Source organism: Schaalia georgiae DSM 6843, assembly GCF_000429245.1.
GTDB lineage: Bacteria > Actinomycetota > Actinomycetes > Actinomycetales > Actinomycetaceae > Pauljensenia > Pauljensenia georgiae.
The window spans coordinates 22265-41303 of sequence record NZ_AUBM01000009.1 but is presented as its reverse complement, the minus strand read 5'-3'; the positions used below and the strand labels follow the sequence as shown (position 1 = coordinate 41303).

At 65.4% G+C, this 19039-nt stretch carries 16 protein-coding genes and 1 pseudogene; 12 read left to right on the top strand and 5 right to left on the bottom strand.

Annotation, left to right across the window (positions count from 1 at the left end; translation table 11 throughout):
* Window positions 1-21: 21 nt before the first annotated feature.
* From yidC to G447_RS0104665, 6 genes are all read left to right on the top strand, one after another.
* Window positions 22-1365, top strand: a complete 1344-nt coding sequence (yidC, locus tag G447_RS0104695; protein WP_026430232.1) for a membrane protein insertase YidC — start codon at window positions 22-24, stop codon at window positions 1363-1365.
* Between the two features lie 41 nt (window positions 1366-1406).
* A complete protein-coding gene (locus G447_RS0104690; protein WP_026430231.1) occupies window positions 1407-1910 on the top strand; it encodes a Jag family protein in 504 nt (167 codons plus the stop codon).
* A gap of 64 nt (window positions 1911-1974) precedes the next feature.
* Entirely contained in the window at window positions 1975-2613 is a 639-nt protein-coding gene (rsmG, locus tag G447_RS0104685; RefSeq protein WP_026430230.1) for a 16S rRNA (guanine(527)-N(7))-methyltransferase RsmG, read from the top strand.
* Between the two features lie 99 nt (window positions 2614-2712).
* Window positions 2713-3594 (top strand): ParA family protein, encoded by an 882-nt coding sequence (locus G447_RS0104680; protein WP_005872927.1) that lies wholly within the window; start codon window positions 2713-2715, stop codon window positions 3592-3594.
* A gap of 219 nt (window positions 3595-3813) precedes the next feature.
* Entirely contained in the window at window positions 3814-5106 is a 1293-nt protein-coding gene (locus tag G447_RS11090; RefSeq protein ID WP_034476416.1) for a ParB/RepB/Spo0J family partition protein, read from the top strand.
* A 144-nt stretch (window positions 5107-5250) separates the two neighbouring features.
* Entirely contained in the window at window positions 5251-5880 is a 630-nt protein-coding gene (locus tag G447_RS0104665; protein WP_026430227.1) for an HAD family hydrolase, read from the top strand.
* A 62-nt stretch (window positions 5881-5942) separates the two neighbouring features.
* On the opposite strand, the gene G447_RS0104660 is transcribed toward G447_RS0104665, so the two are convergent.
* The 4 genes from G447_RS0104660 to G447_RS0104645 form a co-directional block, all read right to left on the bottom strand.
* Window positions 5943-6914 carry a D-alanine--D-alanine ligase family protein gene (locus tag G447_RS0104660; RefSeq protein WP_026430226.1) on the bottom strand — a complete coding sequence of 324 codons (972 nt, stop codon included), beginning with the start codon at window positions 6912-6914 and terminating at the stop codon, window positions 5943-5945.
* A gap of 27 nt (window positions 6915-6941) precedes the next feature.
* The gene (locus G447_RS0104655; protein WP_005872819.1) at window positions 6942-8237 is read right to left on the bottom strand and encodes an aminotransferase-like domain-containing protein; all 1296 of its coding nucleotides are present in this window, start codon (window positions 8235-8237) and stop codon (window positions 6942-6944) included.
* Window positions 8238-8769: 532 nt separating this feature from the next.
* Complete coding sequence (locus G447_RS0104650) at window positions 8770-9273, bottom strand: DUF6301 family protein (RefSeq protein WP_026430225.1); 504 nt, start codon at window positions 9271-9273, stop codon at window positions 8770-8772.
* Window positions 9270-9848, bottom strand: a complete 579-nt coding sequence (locus G447_RS0104645; RefSeq protein WP_026430224.1) for a hypothetical protein — start codon at window positions 9846-9848, stop codon at window positions 9270-9272. The genes G447_RS0104650 and G447_RS0104645 overlap by 4 nt, the downstream gene beginning before the upstream one ends.
* 1105 nt (window positions 9849-10953) lie before the next feature.
* On the opposite strand from G447_RS0104645, the gene G447_RS0104640 reads away from it, so the two are divergent.
* From G447_RS0104640 to rhuM, 6 genes and pseudogenes are all read left to right on the top strand, one after another.
* Complete coding sequence (locus G447_RS0104640; protein WP_034476414.1) at window positions 10954-12405, top strand: TIGR03773 family transporter-associated surface protein; 1452 nt, start codon at window positions 10954-10956, stop codon at window positions 12403-12405.
* The gene (locus tag G447_RS0104635) at window positions 12395-14059 is read left to right on the top strand and encodes a metal ABC transporter solute-binding protein, Zn/Mn family (protein WP_026430222.1); all 1665 of its coding nucleotides are present in this window, start codon (window positions 12395-12397) and stop codon (window positions 14057-14059) included. Before G447_RS0104640 ends, G447_RS0104635 begins: the two co-directional genes overlap by 11 nt.
* Window positions 14056-15246 (top strand): choice-of-anchor M domain-containing protein, encoded by a 1191-nt coding sequence (locus G447_RS0104630; RefSeq protein WP_026430221.1) that lies wholly within the window; start codon window positions 14056-14058, stop codon window positions 15244-15246. Before G447_RS0104635 ends, G447_RS0104630 begins: the two co-directional genes overlap by 4 nt.
* Window positions 15243-16010 (top strand): anchored repeat-type ABC transporter ATP-binding subunit, encoded by a 768-nt coding sequence (locus tag G447_RS0104625; RefSeq protein WP_051226251.1) that lies wholly within the window; start codon window positions 15243-15245, stop codon window positions 16008-16010. Before G447_RS0104630 ends, G447_RS0104625 begins: the two co-directional genes overlap by 4 nt.
* Window positions 16007-16933: an anchored repeat-type ABC transporter permease subunit gene (locus tag G447_RS0104620; RefSeq protein ID WP_051226250.1), complete on the top strand. Its 927-nt coding sequence runs from the start codon at window positions 16007-16009 to the stop codon at window positions 16931-16933. The genes G447_RS0104625 and G447_RS0104620 overlap by 4 nt, the downstream gene beginning before the upstream one ends.
* A 673-nt stretch (window positions 16934-17606) precedes the next feature.
* Window positions 17607-17885 (top strand): annotated as a pseudogene (gene rhuM / locus G447_RS12585) (RhuM family protein); the annotation flags it as partial.
* A gap of 47 nt (window positions 17886-17932) precedes the next feature.
* Here rhuM and G447_RS12580 read toward each other — a convergent pair.
* The gene (locus G447_RS12580) at window positions 17933-18514 is read right to left on the bottom strand and encodes a BrxA family protein (protein WP_243442304.1); all 582 of its coding nucleotides are present in this window, start codon (window positions 18512-18514) and stop codon (window positions 17933-17935) included.
* Window positions 18515-19039 lie beyond the last annotated feature (525 nt).

Genomic DNA, 19039 nt, shown 5'->3' with positions numbered 1-19039 from the left:
GCCAATTGAAAGAGAGAGCGCATGTTTGACGCAATCATCCACCCCTTCGCGGTGGCAGTCGCGTGGGTCTGGGTGTGGATCCACGACTTCCTGGTCCTCATCGGCATGCCGTCGGGGTCCGGCATCGCGTGGGTCTTCTCGATCGTCCTCCTCACGATCCTGGTGCGCGTCGCGATCGTGCCCCTTCTGCTCAAGCAGATCCGCTCCTCGCGGGCGATGCAGGCCGTCCAGCCTGAGATCAGGAAGATCCAGGAGAAGTACAAGGGCAAGAAGGACATGGTCTCGCGCCAGAAGATGACGGAGGAGACCCAGGCGCTCTACCGCAAGCACAAGGTGTCGCCCTTCGCCTCGTGCCTGCCGCTCCTGGTCCAGATGCCGGTCCTCTTCGCCATGTACCGGGCGATCTACGCTGTCAAGGACCTGGCTGAGGGCACATACACCTACTCGGGGCAGGCGGCGTCCAGCCTGGGCCCGATCACCCAGACCACCGCTTCGGAGATCAACGGGTCGACCGTCTTCGGCGTACCGCTCTCCCACACGCTCAGGACGGAGACGTCCAACAGCTCCGCCGTAGCGGTGTTCGTCGTCGCGATCATCGTGATGGTCGCCCTGCAGTTCATGTCGATGCGCCTGTCCTTCTCGCGCAACATGCCCGACATGGGGTCGAACCCGATGGCGCGCTCGCAGCGCTCAATGATGTACGTGATGCCCGTGATGTTCGTGTTCTCGGGCGTTTTCTTCCAGATGGGCGTCGTCGTCTACACGGTGACCTCCTCCTTCTGGGCGCTCGGACAGGCGTACTGGACCATCAAGGTCATGCCCACGCCCGGATCGCCCGCCTACGCGGATCTGCGCGCCAAGCGCGAGAAGGAGTACCAGGAGTGGGCCAGGCCCTTCTTCGCGGAGTACGACCGCCGCCGCGCGGAGCTTCCCACCTCGGCCACAGACCCTGACGTCGTCGCGTTCAATGAGAAGTCCCTGGCGGAGATCCGCCAGCGGGCGAAGAAGCAGAAGATCGCCTCCGACTTCCCCGATTTCATGAGCGCGGGGGACATCGTCACGGTCTACCGCAACCTCGCCTCGCAGGAGTGGACGACGCTGCCCGACGAGCAGTGGATGCACGGTCTGCGTCAGGCCCTTGAGAAGGCGAGGAGCCGCAAGGAAGCCGTTGCGCGCCCCACCGGCAAGAAGAAGTCCCGGGAGCAGCGCCTGCGCGAGGCCGCGGCGCAGCGCGAGGCGTCCGCCGTTTCGGAGAAGGAATCGTCGACGAAGGCCGCCCAGGGTGCGATCAACGCCGCTGAGCTCGAGCGCCGCCGTCAGGAGCGCCGCAGGGCGCGCCGGAAGAAGTCCAAGAACAAGCGCTGACTTGTTCTCACAACGTCCGAAACCATCGAGGGAGGAACACAATGAGTGACGAGAAGTCCGAGGCGCTCACGCGTCTGGAAGAAGAGGGCGAGCTGGCGGCCGACTACCTGGAGGAGCTGCTCGACATCGCGGATCTGGACGGGGACATCGAGATCGGCGTCGAGAACGGCCGCGCGTCGATCGAGATTATCGCCGACTCCGACGACGACCTGGAGCGCATGGTCGGCGAGGACGGCGAGGTGCTCGACGCCCTTCAGGAGCTCACTCGCCTGGCCGTGCAGACGGAAACGGGGGAGAGGTCGCGCCTCATGCTCGACATCGCCTCCTTCCGGGCCGACCGCAAGGCGGAGCTGCAGGAGGTCACGCAGGAGGCGATCGCGCGCGTGCGCTCCACCGGCAGGGAAGTCAAGCTTGAGGCGATGAATCCCTTCGAGCGCAAGGTCTGCCACGATGTCGTCGCCGACGCGGGCCTGGTGTCCGAGTCCGAGGGCGCCGAGCCCCATCGCCGTCTCGTCATCCTGCCAGAGGACGAGGACGGTGAGTGAGGCGCCCCTGAGCCCCTCCGAGGGGACGCCTGCCCGGCGCGACAGTGGACACGCGTCGCGCCGGGTGGGCGATCCCTTCACCCCGGAGGCGCCCACCGACCAGGTGCGCCGTTTCTTCGGCCCCGCCTTCGCCGACATCGCGGAGTTCGCACGCATGCTCGAGGAGGAGGGGGAGTTGCGGGGACTCCTCGGACCCCGCGACATGGAGCGCATCTGGTCGCGCCACCTCGTCAACTCGGCCGCGGTCCTGGACTTCCTGCCCCGCCGGGGCCAGGTGCTGGACATCGGCTCGGGCGCGGGACTGCCGGGCATTGTCATTGCTGTGTGCCGACCGGACTTGGACGTCCACCTGGCTGAGCCGATGACGCGGCGCTGTGAGTGGTTGGCGGATGTGGTCGATGCCCTCGGCCTGGACAACGTCACTATCCACCAGGCGCGCGCGGAGGAACTGCGGGGAAAGGGGAAAGCGGACGTCGTCACCGCTCGCGCTGTTGCGAATATGGCGAAACTGGTCCGCATGACCTCGAAGCTCATCGCACCGGGCGGCGCACTCGTCGCACTCAAGGGGCGAAGAGCGCCAATTGAGATTGAAGAAGCGGCTACTGAATTGAAGCGTCATCATTTGATGGCAAAGGTTCACGAGGTCCCCTCGATCATGGAGAACGAGTCGACTTATATCGTGAAGTGCACTCGCACGAAGTAGCGCCCCGTGGTGCAGTTCCCTGTGCTCCGCTCCGCAGGGCGGCTGCCCGCCACGGGTATTCGCACGTAGACTAGTGGTGAGCCCGAAGGAAGGTGAGCCGTGACCACTGAGAACAACGCGCCTCTATCCGGCCAAGTCGAGCGCGCGCTGCGCGACTTGAAGATGCTGGATGACGCGACCTTCGGCCGTCCTGAGCGCACTCGTACTATTGCCATCGCCAATCAGAAGGGCGGCGTCGGCAAGACGACGTCGACGGTCAATATGGCCGCTGGATTCGCACTTGGCGGCCTCAATGTCGTCGTTATCGACGCTGATGCGCAGGGGAACGCTTCCAGTGCGCTCGGTGTCGGGCACGACGCGGGCACTCTGTCGACTTACGATGTCATTATCGGCGGCGCCTCCATCGAGGAAGTCCTCAAGCCCTGCCCGGATATCGAGGGGATCAGTGTTTGTCCGGCCACTATCGACCTCTCGGGGGCCGAGATCGAGCTGGTCGATGTCGAGGGGAGGGAGTTCCTGCTGCGCAATGCTGTCCGTGAGTTCCTCGACTCGCGTAATGACATCGATGTCATCCTGATCGACTGCCCCCCGTCGTTGGGACTGGTGACCCTCAATGTCATGGTCGCTGCGGACGAAGTGCTGATCCCGATCCAGGCCGAGTACTACGCGCTCGAGGGGTTGAGTCAGCTCTGGGCGACGGTTGAGCGCATAGGAGCGGATCTCAATCCCGGCCTGCGCGTGTCGACGATGCTGTTGACGATGGCTGATAGGCGCACGCGCCTCTCCGAAGAGGTTGAGGCCGAGGTGCGCGCGCACTTCCCGGAACAGACTCTGCAGACAGTCATCCCGCGCAATGTCCGCGTCTCCGAGGCGCCTTCGTATGGGCAGACCGTGGTCACCTACGACGCGCGTTCGGTGGGTGCCGTCGCCTACCGGATGGCCGCCCTGGAGGTCAGTCTTCGTTTCCCGCAGTCTGAGTGAGACTGTGCGCTGTGCGCCCGCTGGAACCGTGGTGGCGGGCGGAATGGTTCGTTTCATGCGGATTGTGAACATCGGTACGCCACGTTTCCGCAGGTCATGAACGTTTTGCCGATCGCTTTGAACGAGCGTTCCCGAAAGTGACCAATGACGCGCCCTGTCGGTGCCCGCAGGATTGTTTCACGTGAAACAATGAGCTGACGCAATTGAAGGAGTATCGCAATGGCGGATGTTCAGAAGAGCGGCGGCGTGAAGCGCGGACGCAAGCACGCGGGTCTTGGTAGGGGACTCGGAGCACTCATTCCCCCGGCGCAGGATACTGATACTCCGTCGCAGACTCCGATGCCCAAGTCCAGCGGTAGCCCCCTTGATGTCTTCTTCCCCGAGGGGAGCACTCGTCAACGCGGTGGTTCAGCGAAGGAGCTTCTTCAGCCGAAGCAGCGCCCCTCCTCGCTGGGGAAGAAGCGGAGTCCCGCTAAGCGAGCGGAATCGCCGCGCCAGGCCACTCCAGCGAAGGGTGGAGTGGAAGCTGGCGCCCCTCCCTCCAAGGGAAAGGATCGTGTGCCCTCCGCTGGATCCGACCGTGTTCTCCCCAAGGAGCGGCCGGCATCCGGTACTTCTTCTTCCAGTGTTTCACGTGAAACATTGGAAGAGGTTGAGCTCCTTCCTGTCCCAGGCGCCTCTTTCGCGGAGGTCCCTGTTGATCAGATCGTTCCCAATGCGAAGCAGCCCCGTGAGATCTTCGACGAGGATGATCTCGCCGAACTCGCCGCCTCTATCAAAGAGGTCGGTGTCCTGCAACCGGTCGTCGTGCGCCCGATTCCCGATGGCAAGCCTGAAGGACGGCTCAAGGAGTACCTCGCCGAGAAGCCCGAGGCGAAGTACGAACTCATTATGGGTGAACGCCGTCTCCGCGCGTCCCAGCTGGCGGGGGAGACGACTATTCCCGCGATCATCCGGCAAACCGATGATAGTGATCTGCTGCGGGACGCCCTTCTGGAGAACCTGCACCGCGCTCAGCTCAATCCATTGGAAGAGGCATCCGCGTATCAGCAGCTTATGGCTGATTTCGGTGCTACGCAGGAAGAGCTGGCCAAACGCATCGCGCGTTCCCGTCCGCAGATCGCCAATACGCTCCGTCTGCTGAAGCTGCCGCCCGCCGTTCAGAAGAAGGTCGCGGCCCAGGTGATCTCCGCCGGCCATGCCCGCGCCCTCCTGGCGCTTCCCTCAGCGGAAGAAATGGAGCGCTTGGCTGATCGGATCGTCACTGAGGGCCTCTCCGTGAGGACCACGGAGGAATTGGTGCGGCTCGGCAAGATCAAAGCAGGGCCCAAACCGCGCGCTCGCAAGAAACCGCAGGTTTCGGCGCTCGGGGAGAGTGTTGTCACCGCGCTCCAGGATGTCTACGAAACGCGCGTGACGATTACAGAAGGACGTAAGAAGGGGAAGATCGTCATTGAGTTCGCGGGTTCCGACGACCTGCAGCGCATCGCCGATCTCATTCTTCGACACTGAGGGCATCCAGATTCACAGAACGCCGCTGCTCAGAGTCGGTATGTTCGAAAGCTGACATTCTTAGCACGTGCATATCCGGATACCGATAAATACACTAAGGGTTTCCAGTGCTGGGAACCCCGATCTGATGAAGGAGCGAAAGGCATGATTGCTTCAAGCAGTACGCGCAGCGTGCTTTTCGATGTCGGCGGCGTGCTGGTGGATTCCCATCCTGATCCGCTGGCTGTTGCCGCGTTGCTCGGTGAGGAGACGGCGGGTTTCGCCCGCCTCGTCGACCAAGCGATCTGGGCGCATCGCGGCGAGTATGATGCGGGTTGCTCGGATAGGCAGTTCTGGGATCGTGTCGCTGGCGATTGCGGGCTTCCCGAACCCAGCCCCGCGACGCTTGAGGAGCTTGTCAGTCTGGATACGGCGCGTATGATCGACGCCAATCCCGATGTCATCCAACTCGCCCGCGATTTGAAGCGCAGAGGAGCGCGGCTCGGGATAGTTTCCAACGCCCCCTACTCGGTCTCCCGGTCGATCAAGGAGTCCGAATGGGGGAGTTGTTTCGACTTCTTCGTGTTCTCCTGCGACTACGGGGTGTGCAAACCGGAACGCGGGATCTACAGGGACGCCCTCATCCAGTCGGGATCGAACGTCCACGACGTTGTTTTCGTTGATGACCGCAAGGTCAACGTGCGGGCGGCCGAGCTCATGGGTATGGGTGGGATCCTGTGGACAAACCCATCGGATGTGCGTCAGCGCCTCAAAGAGCTCGGTTATCTGCTCTGAAGCGAGGAATGAGCCCCGGATTCTTCAGGATCCGGGGCTCTGGTCGGCTCCTGGTACGGGGACTACTTACTTGTGGAGTTCTCCCCAGTTGAGGCGACGAAGTCGACGACCTCCTTGCAGAACGCGGCGAAAGAATAGTCATCGGCTGCCTCCGCCGCCTGGGGGAGCAATGACGTGTCCGTCATTCCGGGTGCTACGTTGGCATCGATGAACCAGCACGTTCCGTCTCCGTCGATGACGAAATCGATGCGGGACAAGTGGCGGAGTCCCAACGCGGTATGGGCCTCGATAGCTGCCGCGCGCAAATCTGCGAGCACGTTCGAGTCGAGGCGGGCGGGCACGAAGTACTCGGTCTCGTCAGTCGTGTACCTGGCATCGTAGTCGTAGCGGCCCCCGTCGGTGGAGATCTCCACAGGCGGCAGAGCAATGGGGCCGTCGCCCAGGTCGACGACGGAAACCGCGACATCGCGGCCGTCGATGCGCTGCTCGACCATGAGTTTCTGCCCGTAGGCGAAGGCGTCGACCATGGCGGTGCGTAGTTCTTCCGCGTTGTGGGCCGTGGACAGCCCCAGGGCGCTTCCGCCGTCGGTGGGTTTGATGACGACGGGGAAGCTCACGCCGTGCTCGATAGCGCTGAGGACGTTGGTGGCGCCGACCTGGCGGAAGAGGGCCTGGGGGAGTGAGAACCATCCAGGTGTCGGCATTCCCGCCGAGGCCAGGAGTGCCTTTGCCGTCGGTTTGTTCGAGGCGAGCATTGATTGGACGCTCGCAGATCCAACGAAGGGGATGCCGAGGGATTCCAGTAGGGTCTGCAGGGAGCCGTCCTCGCCGATGGAACCGTGGACCAGGGGCCATACGACGTTGGGTTGGAATGAGGCGATAGTGGACACGAGCGTTTCATTGACATCGGTGATGCGGACCACGAGTCCCGCGCGGGTGAGGATATTCGCCACCCGGCGTCCTGAACGGACGGAGACGTCGCGCTCGTGGGTGAGCCCGCCGGCGATGATGAGGACTTTGGTGGGGGTTGCCATGGGGTGCTCCTAGATGTGGGTCGGCGGTCAGTGGGATGGGTTATCACCCGTTCCGAACATGTCGACGATATCCTTCTCCGCGTTGACGACGGTGGAGAGGCGGCGGACTCCCTCGCGGATCCGCTCGGGTGTGGGGTAACAGAAGGACAGGCGCATGTGGTCGTTCCCCTGGCCGTCGTAGTAGAAGGCCGTTCCGGCGACATAGGCGACCTGCGCGCGCACAGCGCGGGGGAGCATGGCTTTCGCGTTGAGGCCGTCCGGCAGGGTCACCCACGTGTAGAAGCCGCCCTCGGGAACGGTCCACTGGCAGTCGGGCATGTACTCGGCCAGGGAGTCCAGCATCGCCTTGCACCTCTCGGCGTACATCGCGCGGAAGGACTTCACTTGCCCGTACCAGTCGTAGTCACTGAGGTAGTCCGCGATGGCCATTTGACCGACCATCGAGGGGCACAGGATGGCGGATTCCGAGGCGAGCACCAGCTTTGCCCGGATCGCGTGGGGAGCGTATGCCCATCCGATGCGGAACCCGGGTGCGAACATCTTCGAGAAGGAGCCCAGGTAGACGACGCCGTCGGGGGAGAAGGACTTGATAGCGGGCAGTGGATCGGAGTGGAAGCCGAGCAAGCCGTAGGGGTTGTCCTCCACGATGAGGATGTGCTCGCGCATGCAGATCTCCGCGATGACTGGGCGTCGTTCCAGGGAGAGGGTGACCCCAGCAGGATTGTGGTAGTTCGGGACGATGTAGATGAACTTGATGGTTTTTCCCGCAGCACGCACATTGCGGATCGTTTCGACGAGGGCCTCGGGAATCAGGCCGTGCTCGTCCATGGGGACGTGGATGACGTCGGCTTGGCGCGCGCGGAATACACCGAGGGCTCCGACGTAAGAGGGGGCTTCTGCGAGGACGACATCGCCGGGGTTGACGAAGAGCTCAGTGACCAGGTCGAGTGCCTGCTGGCTACCGGTGGTGACGACGACGTTGTCGGGATCGGCACCGATAATGCCGTCATAGGTCATGATCTCGGTGATTCGTTCACGCAGGACTTCCCAGCCCTGCCCGTTCCCGTACTGCATGGCCTGCGCCCCATGCTTGGTGATGAGGCGCTCGGCGGAGGCTGCGAGCTGGTTGAGTGGAAGATCTTTGAGATTGGGCATTCCGCCGGCCAGGGAAACGACTTCGGGCCGTGAGACGACGGAGAACAGGGCGCGGATCTCGGATGCGCGCAGGTTGTGAGCTCGCTCGGCGTAGGCATCGAACCAAGGGTCGAGGCGGGTGCCGTGGTGGGATTTGTTTCCCTGCGGGGAGGGGGTGGGCGTGCTCACGCGTGTCTTCCTTTGTTCTGACGCGCCCTTCGTTCGAGGCGCGGATAGGTCAAGTGTGCCACTTTTTCGGCTTCCGCGTGGGCGGGTGCCGCAGGCCGGGAACGGTGTCCCAGTAGGCGTGGATCGATTGTTTCACGTGAAACATTCAAGTGTCCTCGGGGTGGAACTGCGAACGCTGCTTCGCTGTGGGGCGGGTGGCCTGCACCGCACAGTGGGCGGTGATCGTGGCGCCGCGGCCTCGGTCGGTTCACGAGGCGGGACCTGCTTCCGGCTTTTCGTGCTTCGCCGAGGGGACGAATCCTGATTCTTGGACTCGAAGCCATCGACTGACGGTGTGGAGGCGGGTGCTCATGTGCCTGAGTCGCACTCTCTTCCTGGGGAGCGGGTTCATCAGCGCTCTGCGGGGAAACGGTGCGTTGCTTCCGCTATTCTTGGCGGGTGTCATGCGTCGGGTGCCGTGCTGGTGTAGGAGGGTGTGACGTTGTTTGCGGAGGCGGGGGGCGGTTCCCGCTTCCGCTTTCCCGGCCGGCTGTTACTCGGGCCGTCCTTGGAGTTCCCAAAGGATCTGCCAATCGAGGATCTCAGTCTGCTCGGGGGAGTTGACCGTCAGATCCACCAGTGCCTGATTGGCTCCGAGAACGATGTTCGATCCATTGGCCAGACGCCACCGCGACTGTAGTCCCGTTCCGTCGTCCTCGACCTCGCGCTTGGTGCCGGTGCGGACGTCGATGATCTGGGCGTAGGCGAGGTACGCGGACTGGGCGAGCGGAGCGGAGTGTCCGTACTGGTCGGGAGTGGCGATGGTCGATAAGGCGATGTGCGCGCTTTGGACGTGTTTCCCATTCGAGATGAAGAAGGAGTCGGCCACGGGACACAGCTCCGAGCGGAAGGCGTGGGTGCCGTGCCTGTCGGGCATGAAACCAGTCTGGCTGAGTACACGGGCAGCGTGGCGTTCCTTGAGGGGCCATCGCGCCGCCGCCCAAGCGGTGATGATCTGGTCGACGCGCTCGGGGCGCAGGGCGATGAACTCGGTCATGAATGGATCCTCTCTCTCAGGACCGCCAAGGTTTCGGGCGTGAAGGCAAAGGGCTGCGACCGGTATTGAATGGAGTCGAGCCCCGTGTCATCGACCCAGCACATGTCGTTGTGCAGGTGGATCCGCCCGGAGACAATGCGGTCGAAAAGGTCTGGGTTCTCCCGCAGCAGTTGGATGAAATCGGGATCCACAGTCGCGATGTGGTTGAGGTACTCGGGCGTGCCTTGGGCGAGGTTCCTCCCGTCCGGGGTGGAAACCTGCGCGAATGCCCAGTCTTTCGCCCGCACCGCGACGAAGTGCAGGTTCTCGACGCTCTCGTCGATCGAGAGGAGGTTGAAGTTCCATGGGCGGAACTTGGTGCCCCCGACAGAGGGGATGCAGGTGCGGCCCGCTTGGTTCTGGGAGTACTCAGCCGCGAGGAATGCGAGTTCAACTTTGTAGGACGCCTGCTGCACGTGGGCGTCCATGTACCGCAACGCGTTGTCCATGAACTCCTCGGACTCATGGACCGGTTGGCCCTTGGTCTTGAGCAGGCGCAGCGTCTTCTCGCGCTGCCGAATGAGAATCTCGTCCACTCTGCCTCCTTAGTCAGTTACTTCATGGTATCCCCGCTGTGCGCGTCCGCGGTCCGTTTTTCCGGATCGGATGGCTCCGGTGGCTAGAAGATGCGCCAGGTGTGGGGGTGGGAGATGGCAGCGGTATCGTGAACCGGGACAGGGCTTCGGCGCTCCCCATATCCTTCTAGGAACCGCGATGCCGCGGCGACATCCTCATGACTTCGCAACAGTGAGATGTAGGTGTGGGTGGGCCGACGGGCGGGTAGGTGCAGGTGAGTCGACCGGTATCACCGCGAGGTGTGAGCACTACTCGTGATTGACGAGGTGTTGTGCGGATCTGGTACGCACCGACGATCCCAGAATGCGGGTGGGTGGGGGAGCGGGAAGAGGTGTGACTGACGAGTTCCAACGGCCAAACTCGAAGTGAGGACGGTGAAGAGAGTTGGAACCAGTAATGGGCTCGTGGCCGCGCGGGACGATCTGGGCCCGAAGGGCACAGGCAGGCCAGCGGATAGTGGCTGCGCGCAGGGTGTCCAGGATGCGAGGAATAGCGGGGTTTCGGCTGCGAACAACGTGCCTGGGAGCCGGGGCAGCATAACGTTGCTCTCATCGATTGTACGTCAGGGGATAGCAGCGTCTATAATGATAACGATTCTCATTCAATGTAAATTGCAGTCAAAGGTTGGATTCCATGGCCGTCATTGATCGCCGCTCCCGCCCGCTGGCTTCGGCCAGCAGGACCCAGCGGTTCTGCCGAACGATCGCTGCCTCGTTGGCGGGCGCAGCGCTCCTCATTCCTTTCGTGCAAGGAGGGGCGCGGGCGTCCGAAGGGGATGGCGAAGCGGCTCCCTCTCCAGCGGCGGTGGAGAGTTGGGCGGGGGCGCAGTCGACTCCCAGTCCTGGAACACCTTCCGATGGGGGTGCTCCCATGAGCGGGGGCTCCCAGACTCCCGCAACCGCCGGTCGGGACTTCCGTGTCGTAGCGACTGTTTCACGTGAAACATTGAACCTCGGTCTTGCGCTGGACGGGCTGGCGGCGAATGCTCAACAGGCGGTACTCGGAGTGGATGACTCCGCTTTTCTGAAAGGCGCGAACGCGCCTGCGTCCACAGAGGGATACGAGATGAGTCAGGTTCCCGGCGATGGGGCAGATGCGCTCGGTTGGTCCTTGGGCTCGCTCAGGGAGGCCGGATACGACCGCGCGCAGATCAATGTCACGGCCTCGGGGCCCGAGGGTGCTCAGGTCCTCGTGTACAGGAGGGACCCGAACGGGAAACCGACCGCGGTCCTCCACGGCGGATCCCTCAATATTGCGGACGCGGATACGGAGGCCTATTCGATCCTTCCGCTGGGGGACCAGACCGAGGGAATGCTGTCGTGGATGTTCACGACTCCAGGTGAATACACGTTGAATATGACGCTCACCGCATGGAACAGTGCGACCGACGCGATCGCCCAGTCACCGGCCACACTCGCGCTGCGCGTCGCCGTGGGATCCGAGGCGATCGCGAATGCCCTCGTCCCCGCTGGTGTTCCCGCAACGAATGCGCCATCTCAGGCCACCACCACGCAACAGCAGACGACCTCGGATGGGAACGCGACCGCGTCGCCGAGCGCGCAGGGCGACGGACGGGCGAGCGGACAGTCGGACGCACGCGGTTCGACCCGCGCCTCGTCAAACGGTGAGAAGTGCGTGGCCACCACGATCACCCGCGAGGCGACTGCCAAGGAACAGGCATCGCTCACCTCGAACCAGGCCTCGCCGAACACGGCGCGCACGACCCTCACCTTCAGTGTTGGTCCGGGGGCCTCGGGGAACGCCACGGAAGGGCACTTCGACTTGGGGCCTGCGATAGAGAACGGGCAATTGGTCGCTCGTGTGAAGGATGACCGCAGCGCGCCCGCCCAATGGGTGGACCCCGCTTCCCTCACCTTCGCCCTCGGTGACGCCGCGCGCATCACGGCGCCCGACGAGACTTCCTTCGTCGCCACCCCCGGGTCGCAGGTGTGGCTGATCTCCTCCACCCAAGTGCCGGGCGTCCCCTGGTTGGGTATGAACTCCCAGAGGGACGAGATCGTCAACGGAACCACAGGCGGGGTGAACTTCACCCTTGACTCCGTTGACGGACCCGGACGCGTCGCGGTCTTCAACTCCGGAAGCCTCGGGGGAGGGGTCGGCGAGCACGTCTTCGACGGAGCCGGCAGCACCTACACCTTGCCGCCCAACACCCACGCGCACCAGAACTGGCTCTTCACCGAACCCGGGACCTACACCCTCACCATCTCCATGCGGGTCACACCGACGGGCGCCAACCTGGCTGGATCCGGCGGTGGCTCCACGACACGCCTGACGCCCACGGGCGCGACGGGGGCGAACGGGCGCCCCATCGTCTCGGAAGTCGTGGGCCGAACCGCCTCGGGCGACGAATGCGACCTCACGCTGGCGACGACCGGTGCTGACGCGCAACGCATCCTCGTCCTCGCCGCGGCACTGGTGTTCAGCGGGTGCGTGGCCGTGGGAGCGTCCCGGCGCCGAGGAGCGCGGGACAGAGTGGGGAACCGCAGTGCCCACTAGGCGGCGCGCGGTCGGCCTGCTGCTCACAGCCGCTCTGTCCGCCTCCGCGTGCTCCGGCGCTGCCACAGGGGCGGACGCCCAGCAGGACCGCATTCGCGTCGTCGCCACAACGGGGATCCTGGCGGACCTGGCGCGCAACGTCGCCGGCGACCGCGCGAGCGTCACGCAAATGGTGCCCGATGGCGCCGACCCCCACTCGTGGGAGCCGTCTCTGCGCACCATCCGCGATGTCGCCTACGCGGACGTGGCCCTGTCGAACTACCTGCTGCTGGAGGAGCACGCGATCATCCGCGCCATGGACGCCAACCTGCCGCCGAATGCGAAGTCCGTGTCCGTCGCCGAGGAGGCCGCCAAACAGGGGGCGACGGTGCTGCCCCTCGTGGAGGACCAGAGCTTGGACACCGTCTGGCTCGGCATGCGCGTGATCGGCAGCGGCCGCTCCCTGGGGGCAGACCGCTCATCCGAGGTCGACTTGGTCGCCACAGGGGTCGAGGGACCGGGCGAGGCGTCGGCCTACCTGACGACCTCCTTCGGTGAGCCCCAAATCGGATTCGCCTCCTCCGACGGTTTCGACGAGGCGTCGGGCTACCAGGCGGACACCTCCGTGCTACCCGCCGACGCCCACCAGCACATGAGCTGGGCGTTCACACAACCCGGCGTGTACCGTATCCACTTCGAGGCCCGCCTGCGCACGAGCCCCGGTGCTGCGCCCACCCCGCTCGGCTCCGGGACCGCTGTGTTCGCGGTGGGCGTCGGGGCGGACGAGGTCGCAGCCCAGCAGGGCCGCGCCGTGCTGGCCGCCGGGCACGCCGACATCACGGCGGACCTCGACCGCGCAATGCTGACCCTCGCCGCCGACAAGGGCGCAGTGGGGGAGGGTGCCGCGCCGCTCCCCGCTGCGGCCCCGTCCGCCACTGGGGAAGGCGGGGGCGGCGACCCGACCGGGGGAACAGGACTGTCCGCCATGGAGTCCTACAGCCTCGACGACATCGTCATCGACGTGCCCACGCGGACCCTCACCCAAGTGCCGGGCACCGGGTACCGCTTCGTCGGCGAACCCGGCTCCGACGTGTACATGCTGCCGCAAGCCGTCCTCGGCAAGCACGTTCACGGCGAGATCGACCCGCACCTGTGGCACGACGCCCACAACGCCGCTGCCTACGTGCGTGTCATCCGCGATGCCCTTGCGGAGGCGGATCCTTCCTCCGCCGACGAGTACCAGCGCAACGCGGCGGCCTACCTCGCGCGGCTTGACGGCCTTGACGCCGAGATGCAGGCAGAGATCGCGCGGATACCGCCCGAGCGCCGGCGCCTCGTCACCACCAACGACGCCTTCGGATACCTCGCCCGGGCATACGGCCTCGAGGTCTCCGGTTTCGTCGCCCCCAACCCGGGGGTGGAGCCCTCCGTGGCCGACAGGGTGAGGCTCCAGGCGACGCTCACCGACCTGCGCATCCCCGCGGTGTTCCTGGAACCCAACCTGGCGCGGACCCGGTCGACCCTGCGCACGGCCGCCGAGGACGCGGGGGTGCGCGTGTGCCCGCTCTACGGGGACACCCTGGACGCGAACGCCCCGACCTACATCGACATGATGCGTTTCAACGCGCACTCCCTGGCGTCGTGCCTGGGGGACACAGAACAGGAGACACCATGAGACTCCGCACACGAGGCGCGATCGCCTCCCTGGCGGTGGGGATCATCGCGCTGGCGTCGGGGACCGCCCCCGCCTTGGCCGCGGACGATCCGGCCCTGGAACAGACGGTTGGCGCCGACGAGGAGGCGTCCACCGAATCCGCGGTCATCGACACCGGGCACGTGGACATCGGCCCCCGCATGGTGGACGGGCAGTGGAGCGTCGCCCTGCGCGACGACTCCGGCGCCCACCCCGTGTGGCGGGACCCCGACCGGACGGTGCTGCGCGTCAGCGACACCGCCCTCATGGCGGCCCCCACCGGCTCCGACTACGCCTTCATGGGCGCCCAAGCGGGCGAGCAGTACTACGTCGTGCCGCAGACCCAGAACCCGAATGTCGTGTGGCTCGGCTGGAACACCCAGGACCCCGGGGTCGTCTCGGCCATCGACCGCGGGGCCACCATGCGCATCGGATCCGTCAGCGGCCCCGGGCGGACGTGGATGTTCCTCCAGGACGGCACCTTCGGCAAGCCCCGGCTCCTGGTCGATGGGCAGAGCGGTCAGGCCCAGGACGTGTGGGTCGACGCCTCCACCCACGTCCACGCCAACTGGGTGTTCACTGCGCCCGGCGTCTACACGGCCGCCCTCACCTTCTCCGCCCGGACCACCGACGGGCGGCAGGTCAGTGCTTCGACGACCCTGCGTTTCGCGGTCGGGTCGCAGACCTCCGCCGACGAAGCCTTCGCCGCCGCTCCGGCTGGAACCGCCGAGGCAGGCGCCGCGGGTTCCGCGGGTGGAGGGGGTTCGGCGGCCGGAGCGGGCCCTGCTGGGGACAGTGCCCTGGGCGACGACGGCACCTCGGCGAACGAGGCGCGCATGCCCGCCGGATCATCCGCGGACGGGACCGGGCTCTCCGACCAGGTGATGCTCATCATCGCCCTCGTCGTCGCCGCATCCATCACCGTGGCCCTCGGGGCCGTCCTCATCATGCGGTCGAGGAGCATCGCCGCCGAGCGCCGCAAAGCCATCGCGGAAGCCGACGGGGCCGAAGGGATGGATGGAGCCGACGGGGACGAGGGAGCCGACGGGGACGAGGGAGCCGACGGGGACGAGGGAGCCGACGGGGACGAGGGAGCGGACCGGGCAGCCGGACCTGGGGAAGCGGGCGCGAGCCCGGCCCCCGCCTCGTCGAAGGAGGGAACACGGTGAAACAGTCGCACAGGGGAGACGCCCACCCGACGGGGGAGGCGGGCAGTCCGCTGGTCGTGCGCGGCCTCAGCGTGAACCTGGGCGGGCGACCCGTGCTGCGCGGCGTCGATCTGACCGTGTCGGCAGGGGAGCTGGTCGGACTCATCGGCCCCAACGGCGCTGGCAAAACGACCCTCATCCGCGCAGTCCTTGGTCTGGTTCCTGCCGCCGCGGGCAGCATCGAATGCGCAGCCGCCGTCGGGTACGTGCCTCAGCGGCACGAGTTCGCGTGGGACTTCCCCATCAGTGTGCGCGACGCGGTCCTGGGTGCCGTGAGCGTCAGGCTCGGGCTCCTCGCGCGCCCCCGCCTCGCCCACCATAGGGCCGTTGAGCGCGCGCTGGCAAAAGTCGGGATGAGGGAACTGGCCGACCGGCCGGTCGCCGAGCTCTCCGGCGGACAGCGGCAAAGGGTGCTCGTCGCCCGCGCCCTCGCATTGGAGCCCTCCGTCCTGCTGCTCGACGAGCCCTTCACCGGCTTGGACATGCCCACGCAGGAACTGCTCATGGACCTCTTCACCTCCTTGGCGGCATCGGGCTGCGCGGTCCTCATGACCACGCACGACCTGGTGGGGGCGCGCGCCCAGTGCGACCGTCTCTGCCTCATCAACGGCACCGTCATCGGATCGGGCGCGCCCGATCAGCTGTGCGACGCCGACGTGTGGGTGCGGACCTTCGAGGTGCGCGAGGACAACCCCCTGCTGAGCGCCCTGGGGGTGGTTGCGTGAACGGGGCAGTGATCGTGCGCACCACCGAGTTCCTCAGCCCCGTCGACTTCCTACGGGACCTGACGAATCCGGTTCTTGCGTTCTTGCCGCGCGCACTCCTCATGGCGGTCGTCGCCGCCGTGGTGTGCGGCGCTGTCGGCGTGCACGTGGTGCTGCGCGGAATGGCGTTCATCGGAGACGCGGTGGCGCACTCCGTGTTCCCCGGGCTGGCCATCGCCTTCCTCACATCGGGGTCGCTGGTGCTCGGCGGCGCGATAGCGGGCGTGGCCACGGCGCTCCTGGTCGCCTTGCTCTCCCACAGTCGGCGCCTCAAGGAGGACTCGATCATCGGAGTGCTCTTCGTCGGCGCCTTCGCCCTGGGGGTCGTCATCATCGCGCGCGCTCCAGGCTACGCGGGCAGCCTGCAGGACTTCCTCTTCGGGTCGATCACCGGGGTTCCTGCGTCTGACGTGCCGGTCGCCATCGGCGGGGGAGTGGTGGTGCTCACCCTGCTGTGCGTCTTCCACAGGTGGATCGTGGCCGTCACCCTGGACCGCGAGACCGCGCGCGTGGCGGGAGTGAAGATCCTTGTCACGGACCTGGTACTGTACACGGCCGTCGCCCTGGCGGTGGTGATCTCCGTGCAGACCATTGGGAACGTGCTCGTGCTCGCCCTGCTGGTCGCTCCCGCCTCGATCGCGCGCCTGCTCACCGACCGCCTCTTCACCATGATGTGGCTGTCGCCCGCCCTGGGGGCGCTGGCCGGGATCGTCGGCCTCTACCTCTCATGGTCCATCGACGTTCCCACCGGTGCGACGATCGTCCTAGTGCTCATCGGGTTCTTCGCCCTCGCCTGGGTCTTCGCACCCCGCCACGGCGCACTCGCGAAGGCCAGGGCAGCGAGGCGGGGGCTGCCCCGGGGGGTGACCACTGCCCGCGGTTGACGGGGTCGGTGGCGGAGTGCGCTTGCTGGTGGGGGTGTCCCTTGTTGGTGAGTGTCTTCGGCGGAGGGTTGTCCCTCGTTGGTGGGAACGCTCTCTGTAGCCGTGGTGGACGGTCCCCCGGGCCCAGGCCGCGAGGCGGGGCTGGTCGGCTGTTGAGCGCGCTGTTGGCGTCGTCGCTGATGAGCGGCTGCGCAGGCTCACTTCTTCGACAGAGGGTGCGGCATCGACTTGGCGAGCCGTGAAAACGCCGGTTGTTTCACGTGAAACAATGGGCGTTCTGCGAGGTCGGGATGTTTCACGTGAAACAACCGGCAGTGTTGGTAGTGGTGGAAAGCGTGATGGTGACGGCGGTGCGGTGGGAATGATGCCGCGTTGCGGGCGCGACGTTGGCGATCGTAATGTCGGTGGTGGTGGGAGGCGCTGTGGCGGCCCAAGGGGGATGAGTTTCCACCCGTCCTGGAGGTGTGCATATGATCAAGGAGATTGTCGATATTTGGTCGAACGCTTGTCCACCATAGTTCGGGTGACTTCCTCGTCTTCACTACCGACGAGGCTCTGGGAATCGAAGTCCGTTACGACGAGCAGATGATTTGGTTGAGTCAGAAACTCATGGCGCAAGTTCTTCGGTGCTGACGCACATACGGTGAATGAGCATCCGAAAGACTTCTATGACATGGAGGAGCTTGTGAAGCGGGCAACTATCCGGAATTTCCGGATAGTTCAGCAAGAGGGCGGTTGCCAGATTTCGCGCAATGTTGACCACTACAATCTTGATGCGATCATCTCCGTTGGTTACCACGTGAACTTTCTGTGCGCGACACAGTTCCGTCAATGGGCGACGAGGATCGTTCGCGACTTCATCTTGCACGGCAATGTTCTTGACAAGGAGCGCATGGAGGCCGGGAAGATCCTCGGTGAGGGCTACTTCGAGGAGCTGCTTGAGCAGATCCGTGAGATCAGGCTCTCAGAGAGGCGCTTCTATCAAATAGTCATCGACATTTACGCGACGACTGGGGTCCTACTCCGCCCGTTGCGCGCTGAAGGTGAAGCCCATGGTCCTGCGCAGTTCCGAAGCGCGCGCGGATCGTCGATGAAACCCGCCTCCCGTAAACAACGCAGGAACACGCTGCGCTGCCTTTTACGGTTCGCCGCCGACAGAGCCGCCAGGCTCGGCTCTGTGAGGGCCTTGAGCCGCCAGAACTCGTCGAAATCCGCTACGCGGAACGGCCGCTCCACCAGCACCAGCGCCTCCCACACCGCGTCGCGCGCGCAGTCGGCGAACAGGCGCGCCTCGCTGACGATGGCCAACCACAGCAGCAACTCGAAACCGGGCCTTGCCTGGGCGACGTGCGCGAGCGCGTCCGGACCGAGGTGCGAGAGGTGGCGCGTCGTCGTGGTGGCCAGGCGCCTGCGGTTCTGGGAGGACTGAGTGCGCGTGAGGTTGTCGGCCACCAGGCGGTCGTTGACCGCGCGCACAGGCATCCCGTCCGCCAGGAGCCCCGCCGCCTCAACGGTCCCCGGATTGACCAGGCCGCCCACGGTTTGCGCGGAGGAGTAGGCGGGCAGCATCGTCGGCGTCATCTCCTCGGCTGTAGATAGGTACCTATCTATAGTACGGGGCTCCCGGTGCCGCCGGGGGCCAACTGGGGCGTGTCTTTACTCGGGAACCTGCATCTCCCGCCACGCCTGCTGGGAGGGGCACGGGCGGGAGGCCGCCCATCCACTCGGAGTTGCCCTTGTGCCCTGCGGGGCGACGATGACGACGCGCGTGGGCGCCAGGCGGTGGTTCGCCCTGCGAAGAGTGTGCTCCGCGGGGGGCGCGCTGGAGCGTGCTTTGTGGGGCGATGAGGGTGGCGCATACGGGGGGTCGCGCGCGTGGGTATGATGGCAGTGGGCAGAGTGGTCCAAAATGCGTCTGGGTTTCGCCGCGTCTGGGTGGCACAGCGGCGGGGTGATCCAAAATCCGTCTGAGTTAGACGGTTTTGACCGGATCCGGGCGAATTCACGTAGACTCAGACGCTTTTTGGACCACACGCCCGACAGGCCCCGATTTCCGCCCGCGACTCAGACGCATTTTGGACCACTGAACGGATCGCCGAGCCGCGG